General features: G+C 49.6%; 17 protein-coding genes and 1 pseudogene. 12 read left to right on the forward strand and 6 right to left on the reverse strand.

Going from position 1 to position 19,120, the window contains the following annotated elements; genetic code table 11:
• Positions 1-88: 88 nt before the first annotated feature.
• The 4 genes from NTV65_06475 to NTV65_06490 form a co-directional block, all read right to left on the reverse strand.
• Positions 89-1,129 (reverse strand): hypothetical protein, encoded by a 1,041-nt coding sequence (locus tag NTV65_06475; GenBank protein ID MCX6114841.1) that lies wholly within the window; start codon positions 1,127-1,129, stop codon positions 89-91.
• Between the two features lie 164 nt (positions 1,130-1,293).
• Positions 1,294-1,707: a hypothetical protein gene (locus tag NTV65_06480; protein ID MCX6114842.1), complete on the reverse strand. Its 414-nt coding sequence runs from the start codon at positions 1,705-1,707 to the stop codon at positions 1,294-1,296.
• Positions 1,708-1,838: 131 nt separating this feature from the next.
• Positions 1,839-2,969, reverse strand: a complete 1,131-nt coding sequence (locus tag NTV65_06485) for a trypsin-like peptidase domain-containing protein (GenBank protein MCX6114843.1) — start codon at positions 2,967-2,969, stop codon at positions 1,839-1,841.
• Positions 2,970-3,034: 65 nt separating this feature from the next.
• Positions 3,035-3,598: a DUF4269 domain-containing protein gene (locus tag NTV65_06490; protein ID MCX6114844.1), complete on the reverse strand. Its 564-nt coding sequence runs from the start codon at positions 3,596-3,598 to the stop codon at positions 3,035-3,037.
• Between the two features lie 143 nt (positions 3,599-3,741).
• Here NTV65_06490 and NTV65_06495 point away from each other — a divergent pair, with 143 nt between their 5' ends.
• The 3 genes from NTV65_06495 to NTV65_06505 all read left to right on the forward strand — a co-directional run bounded on the left by NTV65_06495 (position 3,742) and on the right by NTV65_06505 (position 9,102).
• Positions 3,742-4,089 (forward strand): hypothetical protein, encoded by a 348-nt coding sequence (locus NTV65_06495; protein ID MCX6114845.1) that lies wholly within the window; start codon positions 3,742-3,744, stop codon positions 4,087-4,089.
• Positions 4,090-4,621: 532 nt separating this feature from the next.
• Positions 4,622-7,954, forward strand: coding sequence for a ribonucleoside-diphosphate reductase subunit alpha (locus NTV65_06500; GenBank protein MCX6114846.1), 3,333 nt, complete (start codon positions 4,622-4,624; stop codon positions 7,952-7,954).
• Between the two features lie 65 nt (positions 7,955-8,019).
• On the forward strand, positions 8,020-9,102 hold the full coding sequence (locus tag NTV65_06505) for a ribonucleotide-diphosphate reductase subunit beta (GenBank protein ID MCX6114847.1): 1,083 nt from the start codon (positions 8,020-8,022) through the stop codon (positions 9,100-9,102).
• Here the strand turns inward: NTV65_06505 and tgt are convergent, their stop codons facing one another.
• Positions 9,103-10,296 carry a tRNA guanosine(34) transglycosylase Tgt gene (gene tgt, locus NTV65_06510; protein MCX6114848.1) on the reverse strand — a complete coding sequence of 398 codons (1,194 nt, stop codon included), beginning with the start codon at positions 10,294-10,296 and terminating at the stop codon, positions 9,103-9,105.
• A gap of 61 nt (positions 10,297-10,357) precedes the next feature.
• Here tgt and NTV65_06515 point away from each other — a divergent pair, with 61 nt between their 5' ends.
• Positions 10,358-11,551 carry a hypothetical protein gene (locus NTV65_06515; protein MCX6114849.1) on the forward strand — a complete coding sequence of 398 codons (1,194 nt, stop codon included), beginning with the start codon at positions 10,358-10,360 and terminating at the stop codon, positions 11,549-11,551.
• Between the two features lie 72 nt (positions 11,552-11,623).
• On the opposite strand, the gene NTV65_06520 is transcribed toward NTV65_06515, so the two are convergent.
• Positions 11,624-11,881: a hypothetical protein gene (locus NTV65_06520; protein ID MCX6114850.1), complete on the reverse strand. Its 258-nt coding sequence runs from the start codon at positions 11,879-11,881 to the stop codon at positions 11,624-11,626.
• A 368-nt stretch (positions 11,882-12,249) separates the two neighbouring features.
• Between NTV65_06520 and NTV65_06525 the strand changes: the two are divergent.
• The 8 genes and pseudogenes from NTV65_06525 (at position 12,250) to NTV65_06560 (ending at position 19,097) form a co-directional block, all read left to right on the forward strand.
• A pseudogene (locus NTV65_06525) lies at positions 12,250-13,606 on the forward strand (anthranilate synthase component I family protein).
• The gene (locus NTV65_06530; GenBank protein ID MCX6114851.1) at positions 13,607-14,191 is read left to right on the forward strand and encodes an aminodeoxychorismate/anthranilate synthase component II; all 585 of its coding nucleotides are present in this window, start codon (positions 13,607-13,609) and stop codon (positions 14,189-14,191) included.
• Complete coding sequence (gene trpD / locus NTV65_06535) at positions 14,175-15,161, forward strand: anthranilate phosphoribosyltransferase (GenBank protein MCX6114852.1); 987 nt, start codon at positions 14,175-14,177, stop codon at positions 15,159-15,161. Before NTV65_06530 ends, trpD begins: the two co-directional genes overlap by 17 nt.
• A 4-nt stretch (positions 15,162-15,165) precedes the next feature.
• Positions 15,166-15,957 (forward strand): indole-3-glycerol phosphate synthase TrpC, encoded by a 792-nt coding sequence (gene trpC, locus NTV65_06540; protein MCX6114853.1) that lies wholly within the window; start codon positions 15,166-15,168, stop codon positions 15,955-15,957.
• Positions 15,958-15,959: 2 nt separating this feature from the next.
• Positions 15,960-16,586, forward strand: coding sequence for a phosphoribosylanthranilate isomerase (locus NTV65_06545; GenBank protein ID MCX6114854.1), 627 nt, complete (start codon positions 15,960-15,962; stop codon positions 16,584-16,586).
• Positions 16,583-17,779, forward strand: a complete 1,197-nt coding sequence (gene trpB / locus NTV65_06550) for a tryptophan synthase subunit beta (GenBank protein ID MCX6114855.1) — start codon at positions 16,583-16,585, stop codon at positions 17,777-17,779. The genes NTV65_06545 and trpB overlap by 4 nt, the downstream gene beginning before the upstream one ends.
• The gene (trpA, locus tag NTV65_06555; protein ID MCX6114856.1) at positions 17,769-18,578 is read left to right on the forward strand and encodes a tryptophan synthase subunit alpha; all 810 of its coding nucleotides are present in this window, start codon (positions 17,769-17,771) and stop codon (positions 18,576-18,578) included. Before trpB ends, trpA begins: the two co-directional genes overlap by 11 nt.
• Positions 18,579-18,677: 99 nt before the next feature.
• Complete coding sequence (locus NTV65_06560) at positions 18,678-19,097, forward strand: hypothetical protein (GenBank protein MCX6114857.1); 420 nt, start codon at positions 18,678-18,680, stop codon at positions 19,095-19,097.
• Positions 19,098-19,120: the final 23 nt, after the last annotated feature.

The raw sequence follows: 19,120 nt of genomic DNA on the forward strand, positions 1-19,120 counted from the left end.
CGCGACACACTACCTTTTCCCAAAGGTTTTGTGTTTCGATCTTGTGATGTCCTCTTCTAAACTTTCCAATATCCGAGCGCCAATTTAGTTAACGGCCCTCTTCGTTGCCGCCCTCGTTATTGTCATCATCATTTGACGCATCATGCTCTGTATCTGGAGCTTTAGAGGGATCGGTTATCCCTCTGCGTAGCATCGAGGCCGCTCGCGGAGCTTCAAAACTAGCATTGCGCCACTGTATAGCCAGGACCGGAGCGATGCCCTCCCTAATCCATTTAATCGCCTCCTCTGGCGCAAAGTTAGCGCGGCGCCAGTTGGCGGCCAGTGGTGCGCCGCTAATTCCCAGTCTGCCCCACTCCATGTAGTCCTGCGGAGAGAATCCGTAGGCACGCCAGTATCCTGCGGCGACCGCTGGGATCTTATTATCGATCCACTGCTGAGCCTCATCACGTGGAATCTCTGCTAGCTCAAAGGTGAACTCCTTTGAGAAGACGTTGATTAGGATATTGGCATCATGCACATACGATCTTAAATCGCTCGGCACGAGTGAGGCCTCCTTGCGGAGTTTGTCGCACAGCTCAACGGAAAAGACGCTACCAGCTGAGAAGATCTCTACGATACTTTGGGCTATCGCCAGATACTCCTTAGCTCCATCGATTTCAAACGCGACGCGTTGCGCGTGGTCGTTAGCGCCTAGTCCTGAGAAGACGCCGTAGAGCGTTTCAATGTATGAGTTACGGGTAGCTGCCGAGCGAACTATCGAAGCAGCGAGTAGTTTTACAACGTCACGATTTTGAGAGAGGTTGGATGTTGAAAGAGCAGATTCGATCTGCGGCATGAGCCACAGGCAGTCACGTTTAAGCTCTCGCATAAAGCTCATGGCAGAGATCGCATCGAAGGTTTCAGGCGCAGACCAACTCGTTGCAAAGATAGGGAGCTCCTCAGAGAGGTCCTTCAACCAGCGGTCTAGCTTGTCGAAGGTCTTATGTGCGTTATCGAGGTATCCAGGGGGCAGGAGCGGACATTCAAGTTTAGTCATCGCCGCTTCAAAGAGGATCTGGCCGAAGAATCCAGCTTTAAGAAAGGTAAGGAACTCGGCTGAAAGGTGGAGGTCTTTATTTAGCTTAGCCATGCGTTCTCTTTGAATATACTAAAGTGGCACCACTAGTATCGGTTATGGAGTGATATTCCATTACTGTTGCATGCTAAAAAGTTGGCGGCAACTCAACTACTACGGAACTTAGGCAGGTTATACCCCCCGACTTGCTCCGCAAATCGGTTCCTGAATGGGTTAACTTATAGCTTAATTAAAGGAGCGTGTTTTGTGTGGCCAAGCTCTGCCCTGGCAGGGGGCATTACGAGCTCTCCAAATAGGGAGGGATCTCGACGATCTCGCTCGCGTAGTTCAGAGTGGATCTCGGCAGCGTGAGAGAGAGCATGCTTGAATTCATCCCTAAAAGTCTGCAGCGTCTCGCTCGAAAGATTATTAAAGGGGCGATCAAGCCCTTGCGTGGCTGCATCAAGGCCGATATCGGCACCAACCATAAGCGCGGTCTCAGGGACCTGCGGAGCGCCGCCCACTAGGGCAGAGATGACGGATTGTAGCGCCTGTCGAGCGGGTATAACCAGCTCCGACAGCGATCCCTCAATTGCGCTAGTCATGCTTTGAACCTGTTGGGCTATCTGAGGGAGGGTATTTAGTGAACTCATATCTCTTGTAAGTCTAGCATATTTAGAGCAACAACCGAGAGATTTCGGAGGCTAGTTAGGTGCTCGTTTTATAGCGATTTGCAACACCTCTGAGCGAAACAGATCGACCTAGTCTGACAGGCGCAAGCTGTCTAGCGCCGCAACGCACCAAGCTTGATAGTTACAGCGCGCTCCTCCCCGTTATTTATAAGCATTAGTTTGATCTTATCACCCGGTTGCTTATCATCTAAGACGCGGAAGAGGTCATCTCCATCCTCAACAGGGGTGTCATCTATCGATGTTATTATATCGCCTAGTTGGATAGCGCCGGTGGCGTCACGTTGCAGGGGAAGAATCCCAGCCTTATCAGCCGGGGAGCCAGGAAGTACGTTTGCAACTATAGCCCCAGGGATCCCCTCTGGGCGTAGGTATCTGCTCTCTAGTAATTGCACACCGAGCACCAGTTTCTTAACGGAGCCGAACTTAATAAGCTGCGGTACGATCCGATTAACCGTATCAACAGGGACCGCAAAGCCGAGTCCGGCATAGCTACCGGATGCGCTTACGATAGCCGTATTCATACCGATCAGATGCCCAGCGCTATCGAGAAGGGGGCCGCCGGAGTTGCCCGGATTGATCGCCGCATCGGTCTGAATAACTCCCTGAATAGGACGATCCGTTACGGCTGATTTAATCTCCCTTCCAAGCCCACTGATTACGCCAGTTGTGAGGGTGTGATCAAAACCAAACGGATTTCCGATCGCAAAAACCCCCTGTCCAACCCGCAAGTTTTTTGATGATCCCAGTAGAATTGGTGAAAGCTTTATATCTGGCGCGCTAATTTTAAGTACTGCGATATCCTTGTCCGGCTCAACACCTACAAGTTCAGCGTTATAGGTTGATTGATCTGATAGTGTAATACGAGCGACCTGCGCGTCCTTGAGCACATGAAAATTAGTGACGATATAACCCTGCTCATCCCAGATAAAACCGGAACCGGCGCCCTGCGGAACCTCAAAGGCGTTCATCGTAAATAGATCTCGCTCAACGGCGAGCGTTGTAATGTAGACAACCGAGGGGGCGGCTTGTTCAAAGAGGCGGATAGTTGCAAGTTCCTGCGGCGCCAGATCGCCGCGTGGAGTTATCTGGCGGGGCTGCGCCCTCTGTAGCGGAGCTGTGATGAAACGCTTGCCGAGCAAAAAGAGCGCTATAACCAAACCAGCCCCGATTAGAGCCGAGATTAGAATAGTAGGGAGAGCTCTTTTACCTGAATTAGATTGCATTGTACTACCATGCGATCCTCACAGGTTTTTTTCAAGGCTATCTGTTTTTTCAATGGTAGCTATTTTTAAAGCAGTGAGCGTTGCTTATTAAGCAGGCTCTGTAGCTCCTGATCTGAGAGTTTGATTAGATCTTCTACTCCTCGGTACGGATCTCCTGTAAGTCCAAGACACTGCGCCACAGCCGGCTCAGTCTTAACCCCAACTTCCTTAAGAGCCCGAATGGCGTTTCTAAATGGCGCGCCCCCGAATTGAAGGACACGTGAGGTTTGGCAGAGATGCAGGTAGGCGCATTGTTTTATAACAGGTAGTGGCTGGGCGTAGATCTCTATCTCCCACCCCGCAAAGCGGAAGAGGCAAACGGTGGCGCCTTCTAATGGAGTGATAGTAAAATCATCGAGATCTCGGTAGATAAGCGTAACCGCGCGGCAAAACTCAGCAGAGCAAGGCGCATGGCAGATGATATCTAGATCGCTCGTTGCGGTGTCGATATCGAGACAGACGGTGCTGACAAGGGTGGGTGAGAAGCTCTTAAGATCATCGAAGATGCCGAGCTTGTTAAGGCATAGAAATGCACTCTGTTGTGAAGGAGTGCCGTTTTTCAGGTATGAGATATCTTTCCATTCGTTCATGTTGGCGCTACTGAGTAGGATATGATCTCAATTAATGGTAGACCAGAGAGGGAATAACAAGCACGAAATATAAGGGGAATAGTAACTATTCACCTTAATCACCGACAAGTTTATACTGGGGTGAATAGTTAAGGGGAATATGCATGAATAGAATCAGAGCTGGTTTCATCAATGTGAGTTGCTTAGTTATTTTTAGCGCGGCAGGCTTATCTATAATTTCAGATAGTGTTGCTCAGGATGCTGATAATCCGGCCTTATTAGAGGCTGATGTTAATCGGAGTGAGGATCAGATCATTGATTCTATTGCAGAGGCTGGAGTTAATATTTCAAATGATGCAGAGCAGTCCGTTATAGGTGAGGGGAAAACAGATCTATCTTTGCTTGAAAAAGCACAGAGTCATACACCTCCAACAGCAACGCCAGATGATTCACTCGAGGCAATTAATGCAGAGGTTGAGCAATTAGAGGCGCAGAGTAGCGCTCTTAGATAGGGCGGCCCGTTACTCTCTTTCTCTTTTACTATCAAGATATTTTTGCAATGCGGGCTTTGTAGAACATCTCTTGAGAAACGAGATGCAAAAACAGACTATAATAAATTACATAATTATTTAAGCTAGTTACGGATTGCTGTTAAAGCGATTTTCGTTGAACCTGGCACTCGTTACTGCTATAGAAAGCCGTCTTGTTTTAGATCGCTTAGTTGTTCTTGGGTGTTAGCTAGCGAGCATTTTTTTTTTAATGCGTTGCGCACATTTCGTATAGACAACAACAAGCTATTGCTCGTACATATATATTGTAGTTGGTTGCTTTGGTTGCTACTACATATGGTAGTTATCTATCGGGTGATAGGTACCTACTAATAGGTAGATATAACGACCCAAATACTAATCTTCACATTAGGCGGTATGGCATAGGGTGTTTTTTGCGGTCGCTATAAAGCGAGCAGGACGAGTGTTGTCTGAAATCGGCGGCTAAAATGCTGCTTATGGGTATAGGGCTCAGTTATTAGGGGTTAAGTAGATTATGAGTAGCATCGCAGGCGAGCTGGAAGTAGCTAAAACAACAGCATTAAATGGAATACTTGCGGCGCAAGGAGCCCCGCACTCTCAAACTTACCCTCAAGCTACGGTAACCATAGATCTCGAGAACTTTGCGGTTGTTAAGCGCAACGGCACCCTGGTTCCATTTCGACGGGCCCGTATCTTCAGGGCGATTGAGCTCGCCATTCGCGCCACCCACACAGTCGCTCCAAGTGCCCCCCTACCGCAGGAGCTCTACAGTATCGCCCAGGGCATTACCGAAGAGGTCCTCCAGGCTGTCGCAGCCGAGGCCGCCAAGGGCGCCTGCGTTACGGTTGAAGGAATTCAGGATATCGTAGAGGTGCGCTTGATGCAGGGCGGCCACTACGAGGCGGCTCGTAACTATATTATCTACCGTGATGAGCATAAGAGTGCCCGTGATGACTCTCCCCGCAGCCTTAAGGTGACCCGACGCGACGGAAAGAGCGTTGTGCGCTTTAACCCGATGAAGATCGCCTCAGCTATTGAGCGCGCCTTCCGCGCATCCCTTAAGATCACCGGACAAACCTCGGATCATATCATAGCTTCCGTTAATCTACTGACAAATAAGGTAGTGGACCGCGCAGCACAGCTTTCACGCGAGGGCTCACAGCTACACGTTGAGTTTATCCAAGATGAAGTTGAGCGCCAGATGATGGCGGAGGGGTTCTATCAGGAAGCGAAGGATTTCATTATCTACCGCGCGCAGCGCGCCGCAAAGCGCGAGATGGAGGAGCCGCAGAGTGAAGAGGTTATAGAGACCAAGGTTGCAACCCAGGCTGAGACCCTAACCGCGAAAGGTAGCGGAGCGTCATTTAAGGCCGCAACTCCCGATGGCAAGAGCGTTACTGTAACTGAATTAGAGCTTAGAAAGAGGATTGAGCACGCCTGTAAGGGTCTTGAGAAGCTAGTTTCAAGCGAGATGGTGTTGGCGGAGTCTATCAAGAATTTCTACGAGGGGATTAAGCTCGAAGAGATCGACCAGGCCAATATAATGGCTGCGCGCTCCAAGATCGAGAAGGACCCGGCCTACTCAAGCGTAGCAGCACGCTTGCTCCTTGATGTTATTTACCGTGAGACGATGTCTGTAGCTGCCAATAGCAAGACCCTTGATAAGTCGCACCAGCAGTATTTTAAAGAGTGTCTTAAGAAGGGAGTGGAGACTGAGCACATGGAGCCTAAGCTGCTTGAGTTTGATCTCGAGAAGCTCGCCAAGGCTCTCAAGCTTGAGCGCGACCTTGAATTTGCCTACCTCGGGCTGCAAACTCTCTATGATCGTTACCTGATTCACCATGAAGATGTTCGTCTTGAGACTCCGCAGATCTTTTGGATGCGCGTTGCGATGGGGCTGAGCGTTAACGAGGGCCAGCATAAAAACGAGCGCGCGATTGAGTTCTATGACGTTCTTTCACAGTGTCTATTTACATCGAGCACGCCGACTCTCTTCAATGCCGGAACTCTGCATCCACAGCTTAGTTCCTGCTACCTAACAACGATTATGGACGACCTGCAGCATATCTTTAAGTGCGTATCTGATGATGCGCAGCTTTCAAAGTGGGCTGGTGGGCTCGGAAACGATTGGACCAATGTGCGCGCAACCGGCGCTCGCATTAAGGGCACTAATGGGCGTAGCCAGGGAGTTATACCGTTCCTTAAGGTCGCTAACGATACAGCCATAGCGGTCAATCAGGGTGGAAAGCGTAAGGGTGCGATGTGCGCCTACCTAGAGACATGGCATCTTGATATTGAGGACTTCCTTGAGCTGCGCAAGAATACTGGAGATGAGCGTCGCCGTACTCACGACATGAATACAGCTAACTGGATCCCAGATCTGTTCATGAAGCGCGTATCAGAGAGCGGTACTTGGACCCTCTTTAGTCCAAATGATGTGCCCGATCTGCACGATCTTTATGGAAAGAGGTTTGAACAACGCTACGTTGAATATGAGGGCAAGGTAGAGCGCGGCGAGATTAAGCTCTTTAAAAAGATCGAGGCAACCGTGCTTTGGCGCAAGATGCTTAGCCTATTATTTGAAACCGGACATCCATGGATCACATTTAAGGATCCATCGAACCTCCGCTCACCACAGGATCACGTTGGGGTTGTTCATAGCTCTAACCTCTGCACAGAGATCCTGCTTAACACCTCGGCCGAAGAGACCGCAGTTTGCAATCTCGGCTCGGTAAATCTTGTTAAGCACGTTGGCCCTAATGGAGTCAATCGTGAGCTGGTTGCCAAGACCGTAAAGACAGCCGTACGGATGTTAGATAACGTTATTGACATAAACTTCTATCCAACTATAGAGGCGAAAAACGCAAACTTAAGACACCGTCCGATCGGTCTCGGTATCATGGGATTCCAGGATGCTCTGTATGCGCAGAAGATAAGCTATGCAAGTCTAGAGGCGGTTAGGTTCGCCGATGAAAGCATGGAGATCATCTCGTACTATACGATCCTTGCATCGAGCGAGTTAGCGGCAGAGAAGGGGGCATACTCTACCTATAAGGGCTCGAAGTGGGATCGTGGATTATTGCCTATAGATACTTTGAAGATCTTGGCTGATGAGCGTGATGGCAATCTTGAGGTTGATACTACTACTACCCTTGATTGGGGTGTAGTTCGAGCAGCGCTTAAGAAGAACGGTATGCGCAACAGCAATACTATGGCGATTGCGCCGACAGCGACTATTTCGAACATAACGGGGGTCAGCCAGTCGATTGAGCCTAACTATAAGCACCTTTACGCAAAGTCCAATCTTTCAGGGGAGTTTATCGTGCACAATAACTACCTAGTTGATGACCTTAAGGGGCTCAATATCTGGGATGAGGATATGATCGACGATCTGAAGTACTTCGATGGGTCCATTCAGGAGATAGAGAGAATTCCTGAGAGTCTCAAGAAGATATATCTTACGGCGTTCGAGATTGAGCCTGCTTGGTTGATTGAGTGTGGAAGTCGTCGCCAGAAGTGGATCGACATGGGACAGTCGCTCAACCTCTATATCGCAGAGCCAAGCGGTAAGAAGCTGCATGATATGTACATGCATGCCTGGAGGAAGGGCCTTAAAACTACCTACTACCTCCGTTCACTAGGCGCTACGCAGATTGAGAAGTCCACGACCGATATTAACAAGCGTGGCCTACAGCCGCGATGGATGAAGAACGCATCAGCATCTAACGATATTGTAGTAGAACGCAACGTTGTAGTGGAGAGCACTCCTACAAACGCGGCTCTAAGCGAAAAGCCTGGCGTGCCGAAGGTCTGTGGACTAGATGGTGATTGTGAGAGTTGCCAGTAAAATTAGGCATGAAAAAATTAGGAATGAAAAAATTTAGTTATAGTGGGTTATAGGAGACATATAAAATGCTTACGTTTAATGATTTAGATGGTGCAGGTTCAACCGGTTCACAGGGAGATAACGATGATGGCAAGGAGAAGCGCGTAAGTGTTGCCGAAAAGCGCATCATCAACTGCGCTGCGGTTGACGTAAATCAACTTATGCCGCTCAAGTATAAGTGGGCCTGGGAGCACTATATCAATGGCTGCGCGAATAACTGGCTGCCAACCGAAGTGGCGATGGGCAAGGATATCGAACTTTGGAAGTCCGATCGCCTGAGCGCCGATGAGCGCCGCGTTATCATGCGTAACCTAGGATTCTTCAGTACGGCTGAGAGCCTCGTAGGTAACAACATCACACTCGCTATCTTTAAGCATGTGACCAATCCTGAGTGTCGTCAGTTCTTACTGCGACAGGCTTTTGAAGAGGCCGTTCACACCCACACCTTCCACTACATCGTTGAGTCCCTTTCGCTCGATCAGGGCGAGGTCTTCAATATGTACAACGAGGTGAACTCTATCAATGCTAAGGACATGTTCGAGATGAAGCTGACCGAAGAGGTGCTTGATCCGAACTTCTCAACGGCAAACTTTGAGGGCGCACAGAAGTTCCTTGAGAACCTGATCGGTTATTACGTAATCATGGAGGGCATCTTCTTCTATAGCGGATTCGTAATGATACTCTCATTCCACCGACAGAATAAGATGACTGGTGTCGGAGAGCAGTTCCAGTACATCCTGCGCGATGAGAGCATTCATCTTAACTTTGGTATCGACCTGATCAATACGATTAAGGCTGAGAATCCAGAGCTATGGACCCCTGAATTTCAGGAGCACATCACCAACAAGATTCGCCAAGCTGTAGAGCTTGAGTACAACTACGCGGCTGATTGTTTGCCACGTGGGATCCTTGGACTAACCGCTCCGATGTTCCGTGACTACGTGCAGTACGTAGCGGATCGTCGTCTTGAGCGCATCGGTTTAAAGACTCAGTACGGCTCTAAGAATCCCTTCCCATGGATGAGCGAGACGATAGATCTCGGCAAGGAGAAGAACTTCTTTGAGACCAGGGTTACTGAATATCAGACAGCGGCGTCGTTGACCTGGTAGTTAGATCGTAGGCGTCGAATCTGTCACGACCGGCCTCTTACGTTGAGGGGGGCTGGTCGGATTATCTAGATCGTTAGAGCTGAGAGCGTTAACCTCGCTTTCATACAGGGCCCTAAATTGGCCCGTCAGTATAGCTGTGCGCATACGGTGCATCAGGCGCCGGTAGAAGGTCAGGTTGTGAATACTTAACAGCGGCCCCGCCACCGACTCCTTTGACTTAATCAGGTGATGCAGGTACGCACGGCTAAAACGGAGGCAGGTAGAGCAGGGGCAAAGTGCGTCAAGCTGCATTTCCTGAAGCTTATAGATCCCGCGGCGCAGATCTATCTTGCCATGCGAGGTAAAGCACACACCCTGACTAGCTAGCGCAGTAGGAAGGATACAATCGAACATATCAATTCCGCGCCGTACCGCCTCCAGCAGGTCTATAGGTGTTCCAACCCCCATCAGATAGCGGGGCTTAGCGCTCGGCAGAAGCTGCGCCGCAAATTCGGTGGTATCTTCGCGCTCAGTTTTACTCTCACCTACGGCGAGTCCTCCAAGAGCGAAACCATCGAAGGGCATCTCAGTAATCTGTTCTGCGCTCTCACGCCGTAGCTGTTGAAAGCAACCACCCTGAACGATTCCAAAGAGCGCCTGCATTGAGTCTCCCCGCGCTAGTAGGCTACGCTTTGCCCAGCGGGTGGTTAGCTCTAGCGCCCCCCTCGTAGTTACTTCATCCGAGGTCGAACTTACGCAGTGGTCGAGTACCATCATAATATCGCTGCCGATAATACCTTGCATCTCAATGCTAAGCTCAGGGGTGAGGGCAATGCGCTTGCCGTCGGTATAGCTCCTGAAAGTTGCGCCCTCCTCACTTAGAGATAACTGCTTACTAAGCGAGAAGATCTGATAGCCCCCCGAGTCCGTCAGAACGCCCCTTTCCCACTGCATAAATGGGTGCAACCCCCCTACTTTAGATAAAACCTCGGCACCGGGACGCAGGAGTAGGTGGTAGGTATTGGCGAGTAGAACCTGGTAGTCCAGATCCTTAGCGACATTTAGGTCAACGTGACGCAGCGCGGCCTGTGTCGCCACCGGCATAAAGATCGGGGTCTCAACCGTCCCGTGTAGTGTACTTAAACGTAGCGCGCGGGCGTGTGACCACGGGTCGGTAGCTTCTAGTATGCAGGGGAGACGTTCTTTATCAGACATAGCTCGGATAGGTTACTGCAAGGGGATGGCGGGGTAAATGTTCTATAGGGTATCATAGCTCATGAGCTCTATTGGACAGGAACAGAAGCAGGAAGAGGTCGCGAACGAAAGAGCGCCGTTAGTGGGGTTTCTAGAGCGATTACGACGCTCTAAAGAGTTTGAAGCCGAGCGCCAGATGGTTCGAGTCGTGCCACACGGGCTCTTTGTAGATGAACGGGGGGTTTTATCAGTAATCAAGCAGTACCAGGACTGGATACTTGCTGAGAGCCAGGGGCTAGCCAATAAGAGTGTAGAGAAGGCGCACCAATGGCTCTTCGGGTTACATCCTGAGCGCCATTACCTCGTTGAGGGAAAAAACGTATTGGCTGGGTTCACTGTACCTATTCCGTTAAAGTCCCCCCAACAGTATGGGCTGCCCTATTATCTAGGCTCACTCCTTCCTACAGCAAATTATCTGCACCCAGGGGATGCGCAGCTTAAAGCTATTAAGGGAATTGAGATTAGGCCCGGACGGGCAGGAGTAGAGATACTCGTAGCTCGGCGAGATAAGCAGGTAGTTATCTCTGAGGTGGTGTTGCGTAGCTTCTTTAAATTAGCAGCTACCTCACGCTTCTTACAGAGGCGCTATCCAGAGGTCGATACGAGTCTCTCTGTTTGTTTAAAAGCTCTGGTCGCAATAACGCGACGTGCACGCGATGTGCCAAAAACATTTCCTATTATTGTTCCGCAAGGTGTTAAAACTTCAAAAACGAAACAGGTAAGAGCTGCAGGAAAATTTCTTTTTATAGAGGAGCGCGGAGAGCTTGTTAGGGTATATGAATTAAATGGGCGAAATTTAAGCACGCTACTGCGGGAGGAGCTGAATAGGGCCCCAAGCGAGAAATTAGGGTCGTTTAAACTAACCCCAAAACACAGAGATTTAATCGGGTTTTATCAGTCTTCTAGCCAGCATACGGCGGTCCATGCACGGGCCTTTAGTGAATTTGAGGAGTTAGTTCGGCGTGCGCGTGAGCCACGCGAAAAGTTTAATAGCTGGTTTACAGCAGCAGAGTGCTTTGAAAGATTCTCCTCGTTTTATCAACTCTCTCAGCCGATCGATCATAGTAAGATCTCAGGCGCGCTTGAGCGCTTCGGAGTTACAGGAGAGCGCTTTAGAATCTATGGCGGTTGGATCTTTGTGCTTTCACGCGACAGTGTTGTGTTACGCACGGTAGCAAAGCATATCAGGCTACCGGGGCATCAACGTACGCGTTAGGAAGGGGTGAATCCGAGGTAAAGAGGGGAGCTCTTTACGTCGGATCACATCATTTTAACCTTCTGTGGAGCTTTAAGTATTGCTACGACGTGCAATCCATAAGAGCTCTTGACGTGCCAACCTATCCTCAATCTGCACAATAAAGTTTTCCATGTCCTTTATTTGCATCTTAAAGATAGCCGCAATCTCCAATAGGCTGTACCGGTATCCATCCCCCAACCCGAAACGTAGCTTTGTTATCTCTCTTTCCTTATATGGAAGAGCGGCAACAAATTCGTTCAAGAGAGTTACTGGATCTGGAACGCCCATAGGGACATCGATATTGTCCATTACATAAACCTACCTTTCCCGTGGAAAAAACCTTGTGATATGTCACTCCCTGGGTAGAGGCTAGGGAAAATGCTGGGCATAATCAAGCTTTAAGTAGTCCTGCTTTAATAATTGGGCATGGTTATAGAGTGCAGTATAGTTGCAAAATCCTTGACTTAGTGGCTCTAGGGGCCATAGACTCTAAAGATATGTTGAGTTACAACTCCATCTTTACGCCACCAAGCTTATTGGATATCTCCTGGCGACACTCGATAGCTCTTTTCTGGGCATAGCCCAACCATACCCGCGCCTCTACTACTCTCGTTTTCCCAGTCCCGCATTCCTAATCCTTATACGCCAGCAATAATGGCTCTGCCTCAAGAGTTGTCATGAATAATACTTCCTTGAATATAAGAACAACCTGCCACACTGTTATAGCCGACCTTACATCCCCGATCGCGGTCTACGCTAGGCTACGTGATCGCTACTCTAGGGCGCTGTTACTTGAGAGCTCAGACTTCCATGGGGCGGATGATTGCAGGTCTTTTATCTGCTGCGATCCGCTAGCGGAGTTTAAGATAGAGAACGGAGAGCTACATCTTTCGTATCTTAACGAGAAGCAGCCCCCGAAGCCCATTAAGCATGCTACTGGATTTAGCGAAGAGCTCTCTATCTTTCTTAACTCATTTAAGATCGAATCCAGCGCCCTACCGAAGGGGGTAGTAAACGGAGCCTTTGGTTACGCTGCATGGGACTCTATAGAGCATATGGAGACCCTTACATTTACAAAAAAACCGGACCCAACTTACGCTATTCCAGCGGCAAGCTTCTCAGTTTATCGGTATGTGCTGGCCTTTAATCACTTTAGGAACGAGGTTCATATCCTTGAGAATATCGTAGGTGAGGAGGATACAGATGATAGCTATCAGGAGTTTGTTCGTGCAGCGTTTGATTCAAACGTACATCTACACCCATTTAGCATCGAAGGTGCTGAGGATTCGGTCTTATCTGATGAGGAATTTCTAAGCTTAGTTCGACTCTGCAAGGGACATATTGCGCGCGGAGATGTTTTTCAGATCGTTCCATCAAGGAGGTATCTACAAGCCTTTAAGGGCGATGATCTGCAGGTCTATCGGGCGCTGCGCTCGATTAATCCATCCCCCTATCTATTCTACGGAGATTTCGGCGGATATAATCTCTTTGGCTCATCGCCAGAGGCGCAGATAGTAGTACAGGAGAGAACCGCTGGAATATACCCTATCGCCGGAACCACCCCGCGTAGTGGTGATGCCAGCGAAGACAGAGTCAGGGTGGAGCGATTACTTGCGGATCCGAAGGAGAACGCAGAGCACTGTATGTTGGTCGACCTGGCGCGCAACCGTTATTCATCTGGTATCGAAAGTTGAAGGAACGCTCGCACAGGATGTAAGTGCAGCACAAATTATGAGCGATACATTTCCTGCGGGAACGCTCTCCGGTGCTCCTAAATATCGAGCGATGCAGATACTAGATGCACTTGAACCGATCCGGCGTGGGCACTACGGAGGAGCGATCGGATTCCTCGGTTTTAATGGGGATGCTGTGCTCGGCATAATGATTCGCTCCTTCCTTAGTATCAATAACACCCTGGTCTACCAGGCCGGGGGGGGAGTGGTATACGACTCCGATCCTGAGAATGAGATGCGAGAGGTTCATGCCAAGCTCGGGGCGTTACGGGCTGCCATTAAACGGGCCGAGGAGATATAGATGCAAATCCTGATGATCGATAACTACGACTCATTCACCTACAATCTGGTGCAGATCCTCGAGTCTTTTAGCGGAGTCTCGGTGACCGTTAAGAGAAACGACAAGCTTACCCTTAATGAGGTCTCTACATTTGAAAAGATAGTGCTTTCACCTGGCCCAGGCATCCCCTCAGAGGCTGGGATTATGATGGATATAGTGAGGAACTTTGCTGAAACAAAGAGCATCCTCGGCGTTTGTCTTGGACACCAATGCATCGGCGAGGTTTTCGGCTCACCGCTATTTAATATATTAACCCCTATTCACGGCAAGGCTACAGCACTGGAGGTAATAGACCCAGAGGAGCTGCTTTTTATGGGTCTCCCGAAGAGGTTCTCGGTTGGTAGGTATCACTCCTGGGTTGTGCAACGAACCGCAACGCCTAACGAGGAGCTTAAGATTACGGCAGTTGATGATAGCGGTGAGATTATGGCGCTTAGGCACTCGAGATTAAACGTGCGAGGTGTGCAGTTTCATCCCGAATCGATCCTCACGGAGCATGGCCGGACTATGATTGAAAACTGGGTGGCAGATGAAACAGCAGCTTGAAGAGATACTGAACGGAAAGAGGCTCTCTGTAGAAGAGGCGCGCGTCTTAATGCATCTAGCGCTACAGGAGAGCACTAATGGAGCACAGCTTGCCGCACTGCTTACGTTACTGCGTGCGCGCGCGGTCACATTAGATGAGCTAGATGGATTCTCACGAGCAGTGCTGGAGCTTGCAACGTTGCTAGACCTCTCGCCGTATAGCGTTATGGATCTATGCGGTACTGGGGGAGATAATCGTAATACCTTTAATATCTCAACCGCTACCGCGTTTGTATTAGCTGGAGCGGGGTATAAGGTTGCAAAACATGGCAACTACGGGGTCTCATCCATGTGCGGCTCCTCTAATGTACTTGAGGAGCTAGGGGTTAAGTTCTCAACGGACCGCGAGGTATTATTGCGTGCACTTGAGGCAACGAACGTCTGCTTTCTGCATGCACCGCTCTTTCATCCCATTCTAGGCAGGGCCCAAGCGGTACGGCGGGAGCTTGGATTTCGTACGGTCTTTAATATGCTAGGGCCCTTGGTGAATCCAGCGCAACCAGCCTTTCAGATAAATGGGGTCTATGACCGCCCGCTCTTAAGGCTATATGGATACCTCCTTGCGCGGCGCGGAGCGCACTTTGCAACTCTCTTTACTACGGATGGTTACGATGAGGTCACCCTAACAGCGCCCCTTGAAATAATAACCAGGGCAGGCAGACGACAATTGCAGCCAGAGGATTTTGGACTCTTTAAGGTAGCACACTCAGAGATTAAGGGGGGGGCATCTATCGCCGAATCGGCCAAGCTACTTGTGGCGATTCTTGAGGGGCGGGGCTCACCTGCGCAGCAGGCGGTTGTAACTGCAAGTGCGGGACTAGCTATGTGGTGCAGTGCGGAGCGGGGATTATTAATTGATCATGTTGAGCAGGCGCGCGAGACCATCAGCTCTGGCCGGGCGCTAAAAGTTTTAAAAGATAGCGTGGCATAAAGATATGAACATTTTAGGGGAGATAATAGCACATAAGCGCACCGAGGTAGCCGAGCGACGGGGGCTCTATCCAGCGAAGTTGCTGGAGAGTAGCCCATATTTTAAGGCTACGCCGCACTCCTTACGGAGCTGCCTTAAACGCGCAGAGGGGGTGGGAATTATCGCAGAGATTAAGCGCCGCTCCCCATCGAAGGGTGTCATAAATAATGAGATCTCAATAGAGCAACTCTCAAGGGGGTATATAGAGGCTGGGGCGTCAGCGCTCTCAATTCTAACGGATACGAGGTACTTTGGCGGTTCTCTTGAGGATCTAATAACAGCCCGTAGACTTAACTCCTGCCCAGTCCTGCGCAAGGATTTTATGATCGATCCGTATCAGGTAATCGAGGCAAAATCTGTTGGAGCTGACGTAGTACTTCTGATAGCTGCAGCTCTTAGTCCGGCAGAGGTAAGAAAACTTGGTAGCCTTGCCCGCTCACTGGGGCTTGAGGTGTTGCTTGAGGTGCATAATGAGCTAGAGCTTGAGTCGCATCTATGCCAAGAGGTCGATCTAGTTGGGGTTAATAACCGAGACCTGACAACCTTTGCGGTTGATATCGGCTGCTCAGAGCGGCTGGCCCCTAAGATTCCTAGTGAGTTTATTAAAATTACTGAGAGCGGCATCTCAGAGGCCGAGACGATTAGAGCGCTGAAGGGTTGCGGCTATCAGGGGTTTTTAATCGGGGAGGCCTTTATGAAGACATGCGCGCCTGATCTCGCCTGTCAAAAGTTAATCGAGCAGGTAAGAGAAGGATAGTTATGCGGCGACTTAAGTTAAAGGTTTGCGGGATGCAAGACCCGCACAATATTAGAGCTATCGGTGCGTTGCTACCTGATTTTATGGGCTTTATCTTCGCTCCAAGTTCACCACGCTGCGTTACGACGCAGCTAGATCTCTCACATCTGCCAGCCTCAATCTGTACGGTGGGTGTTTTTAGAGATCAATCAATTGAGTTTATTAAGGAGCGAGTTCAATCTTTTGGACTAAAAGCCGTACAGCTGCACGGCGTAGAGGATCTGCGCTACATGGAGCTGCTGCGCGCGGAGCTCCCCGATATTTTAATTATTAAGGCCGTTCAGGTCACAGGTATAAGAGATCTGGCTGAATTGAAAGCATTACAAGGAACGCCTAATGTGTATCTATTCGACAGCGCTAGCGCCGGGAGTGGTCAATCGTTTGAGTGGTCATGGCTCTCTTCGTATCGGGCCGGGGTGCCATTTATGCTTGCTGGTGGAGTAGGGGCGCACAATATAGATAAAGCTCTTAGTTTAGCGCAGGAGCTGCCAGATTTCTTTGCAATCGACGTTAACTCGAAGGTTGAGTCGGAGATCGGAGTTAAGGATGCAGCTAAGATTAACGAGCTGTTAGAGAGGATAGCGGTATGAAATTAGCGGTCAGTGAACGGGGATTTTTCGGTGAATTTGGTGGTGCCTATATCCCTGAGATGCTCTATCCCAACGTAAGAGAGCTACAGGAGAGGTATCTTGAGATATCGCAGGAGCCTGACTTTCAGATCGAATTAGATCAGTTGCTAAGGGATTTTGCTGGAAGGCCAACACCGCTCTTTAGGGCACAACGACTCTCAAAGGAGTATGGGTGTGAGGTGCTGCTTAAACGGGAGGACCTACTGCACACGGGCTCACACAAGATTAATAATACCTTAGGGCAGATCCTTATTGCTCGTAGACTTCGCAAGACGCGCATTATCGCAGAGACCGGAGCAGGGCAGCACGGCGTTGCCACAGCAACGGTCTGCGCTCTGATGGGGATCTCGTGTGTGGTCTATATGGGTGAGATCGATATGGAGCGCCAGTCTCTAAACGTAGCGCGCATGCGTCTACTAGGAGCTGAGGTGCGTAGCGTTACGAGTGGCAGTCGCACCCTTAAGGACGCAACGAACGAGGCGCTACGGGATTGGATCGCAAATCCCCATGATACTCACTATATTATCGGCTCGGTTGTTGGTCCGCACCCTTTTCCGGATATGGTAGCGCGATTTCAGTCGGTTATTAGCGCAGAGATTCGTGAGCAATGTTTAAAAGGTATTCAAGGAAAGCCGACACATATTATCGCCTGTGTTGGTGGTGGTAGTAACGCTATGGGGGCCTTTTTTCATTTTATAGAGGATAGCTCCGTTACTCTTATCGGAGTTGAAGCTGCTGGGTGTGGCGTTAGTAGTGGTCGATCGGCTGCTACAACGGCGCTAGGGAGCCCAGGAATTTTGCACGGTAGCCGCACCCTATTTATGCAGAGCGCAGATGGCCAGGTTGAGGAGGCGCACTCTATCTCAGCGGGGCTTGATTACCCAGGTATCGGGCCGCAACATGCGCATCTGCATAATGTAGGGAGGGTAGAGTACGTTAATGTAACTGACGATGAGGCGCTGCAGGCTGCCAAGCACCTGGCGCAAAGGGAGGGGATAATTCCGGCACTTGAGACGGCGCATGCTATGGCGCACCTAGAGCGCATAAAGTTTAAATCATCGGATAGAGTTGTTGTGGTTATATCCGGTCGTGGGGATAAGGATATGGGTACATATCTGAAGGCGTTTGCAGAGGAGATCGGCGATGATAGGTAATAGGTTCAAACAACTTCCAGAAAATCCAGCTCTTTCAATTTTCTTTACAGCTGGATACCCCCGCCTTAACGACACCATGCCTATTATTACAGCACTTCAGGCCAGCGGTGTTGATATGGTTGAGGTTGGATTTCCATTCTCTGATCCAGTAGCGGATGGCCCAACGATTCAGGAGAGTAACCTCGTAGCGCTCGCAAACGGCATGACTATTAAGCTGCTCTTTGAGCAGCTCTCCAAGCTCCGTAGCGGCTCAATTACGATGCCAGTACTTCTAATGGGGTACCTTAATCCCGTTGAGCGATACGGGTGTGAGCGCTTCTTTGAAGAGGCGGCACGCTGTGGTATAGATGCCCTGATACTTCCAGATATGCCCTTTGATGAATACCTTGCGCGTTATCGGCCGCTCTTTAAGAGAAATAGCATTCAGCCCGTATTCCTTATTACTACGCGTACGGAGGATGAGCGTATCAGGGAATTGGATGCCGAGGATCCAGCGTTTCTCTACGTAGTATCATCCGACGCTATTACTGGGGGCAGGGCTGAGGTCAGTCAGGAGCGCGAGAGATTCTTCAAGCATCTTATGGAGATGGGGCTTAAAAGCAGGCTTATTGTAGGCTTTGGAGTTTCCGATCAAGAGAGCTTTAACTTAGTAACAAAACACACGGATGGGGCCATTATCGGGAGCGCTTTTCTTCGCGCGATAGCCAAGATCGATCTAAAAACGACCGGTTCTACAAGCCCCAAGCAGGATATCTCAGGCTCCGTCTCCGATTTCATAAAACAGATTAGGCATGGCTAGACCCCGATAGAGCTGCGGCAGCAGAATTTTTTGAGTAGCGTAAAAAGCTTCGGTATACTATCTGATATAGTATTAACAGTTGTATCTCCGGAGAAAAAAATGGCAAGCATTACTAGCAATCAATTAGGACCCAATGCTCAGCTAGAGATCCTTAAAGACATTATAAAGCAGGGGGGGCGTGTCTACCTCTCGCTAGCGGGCCATGAGCTGATAGCCCAGGTGAAAATTGATAATGGGGAATACAAGCTTACAACTTCGCATAGAGAGCTTAACCCCCCGTACTGCTCAGAGCGCAAAAAGATCTTATTTTTAACAACCGGGGTGCTTGTTAGTGGTACAAAAATAGAGGGACACACTCCACCACAGAGGGACGAAAAATACGAAACTACTAGCAAAAGCTCAGAGCTTAGTTCCGCTGAGGTAAGAGATACTCTCCTAAATCTGAAAAAGATAATGAAGGACAACACTCCTACCACTAGAGATGGATTGGATAGCCTCCATTTGCCTAAGGCTTCTTAGCCTCCCTCAAGCTAGATTAGTCT

It is taken from the genome of Pseudomonadota bacterium (assembly GCA_026390555.1).
Lineage (GTDB): Bacteria > Bdellovibrionota_C > UBA2361 > UBA2361 > OMII01 > OMII01.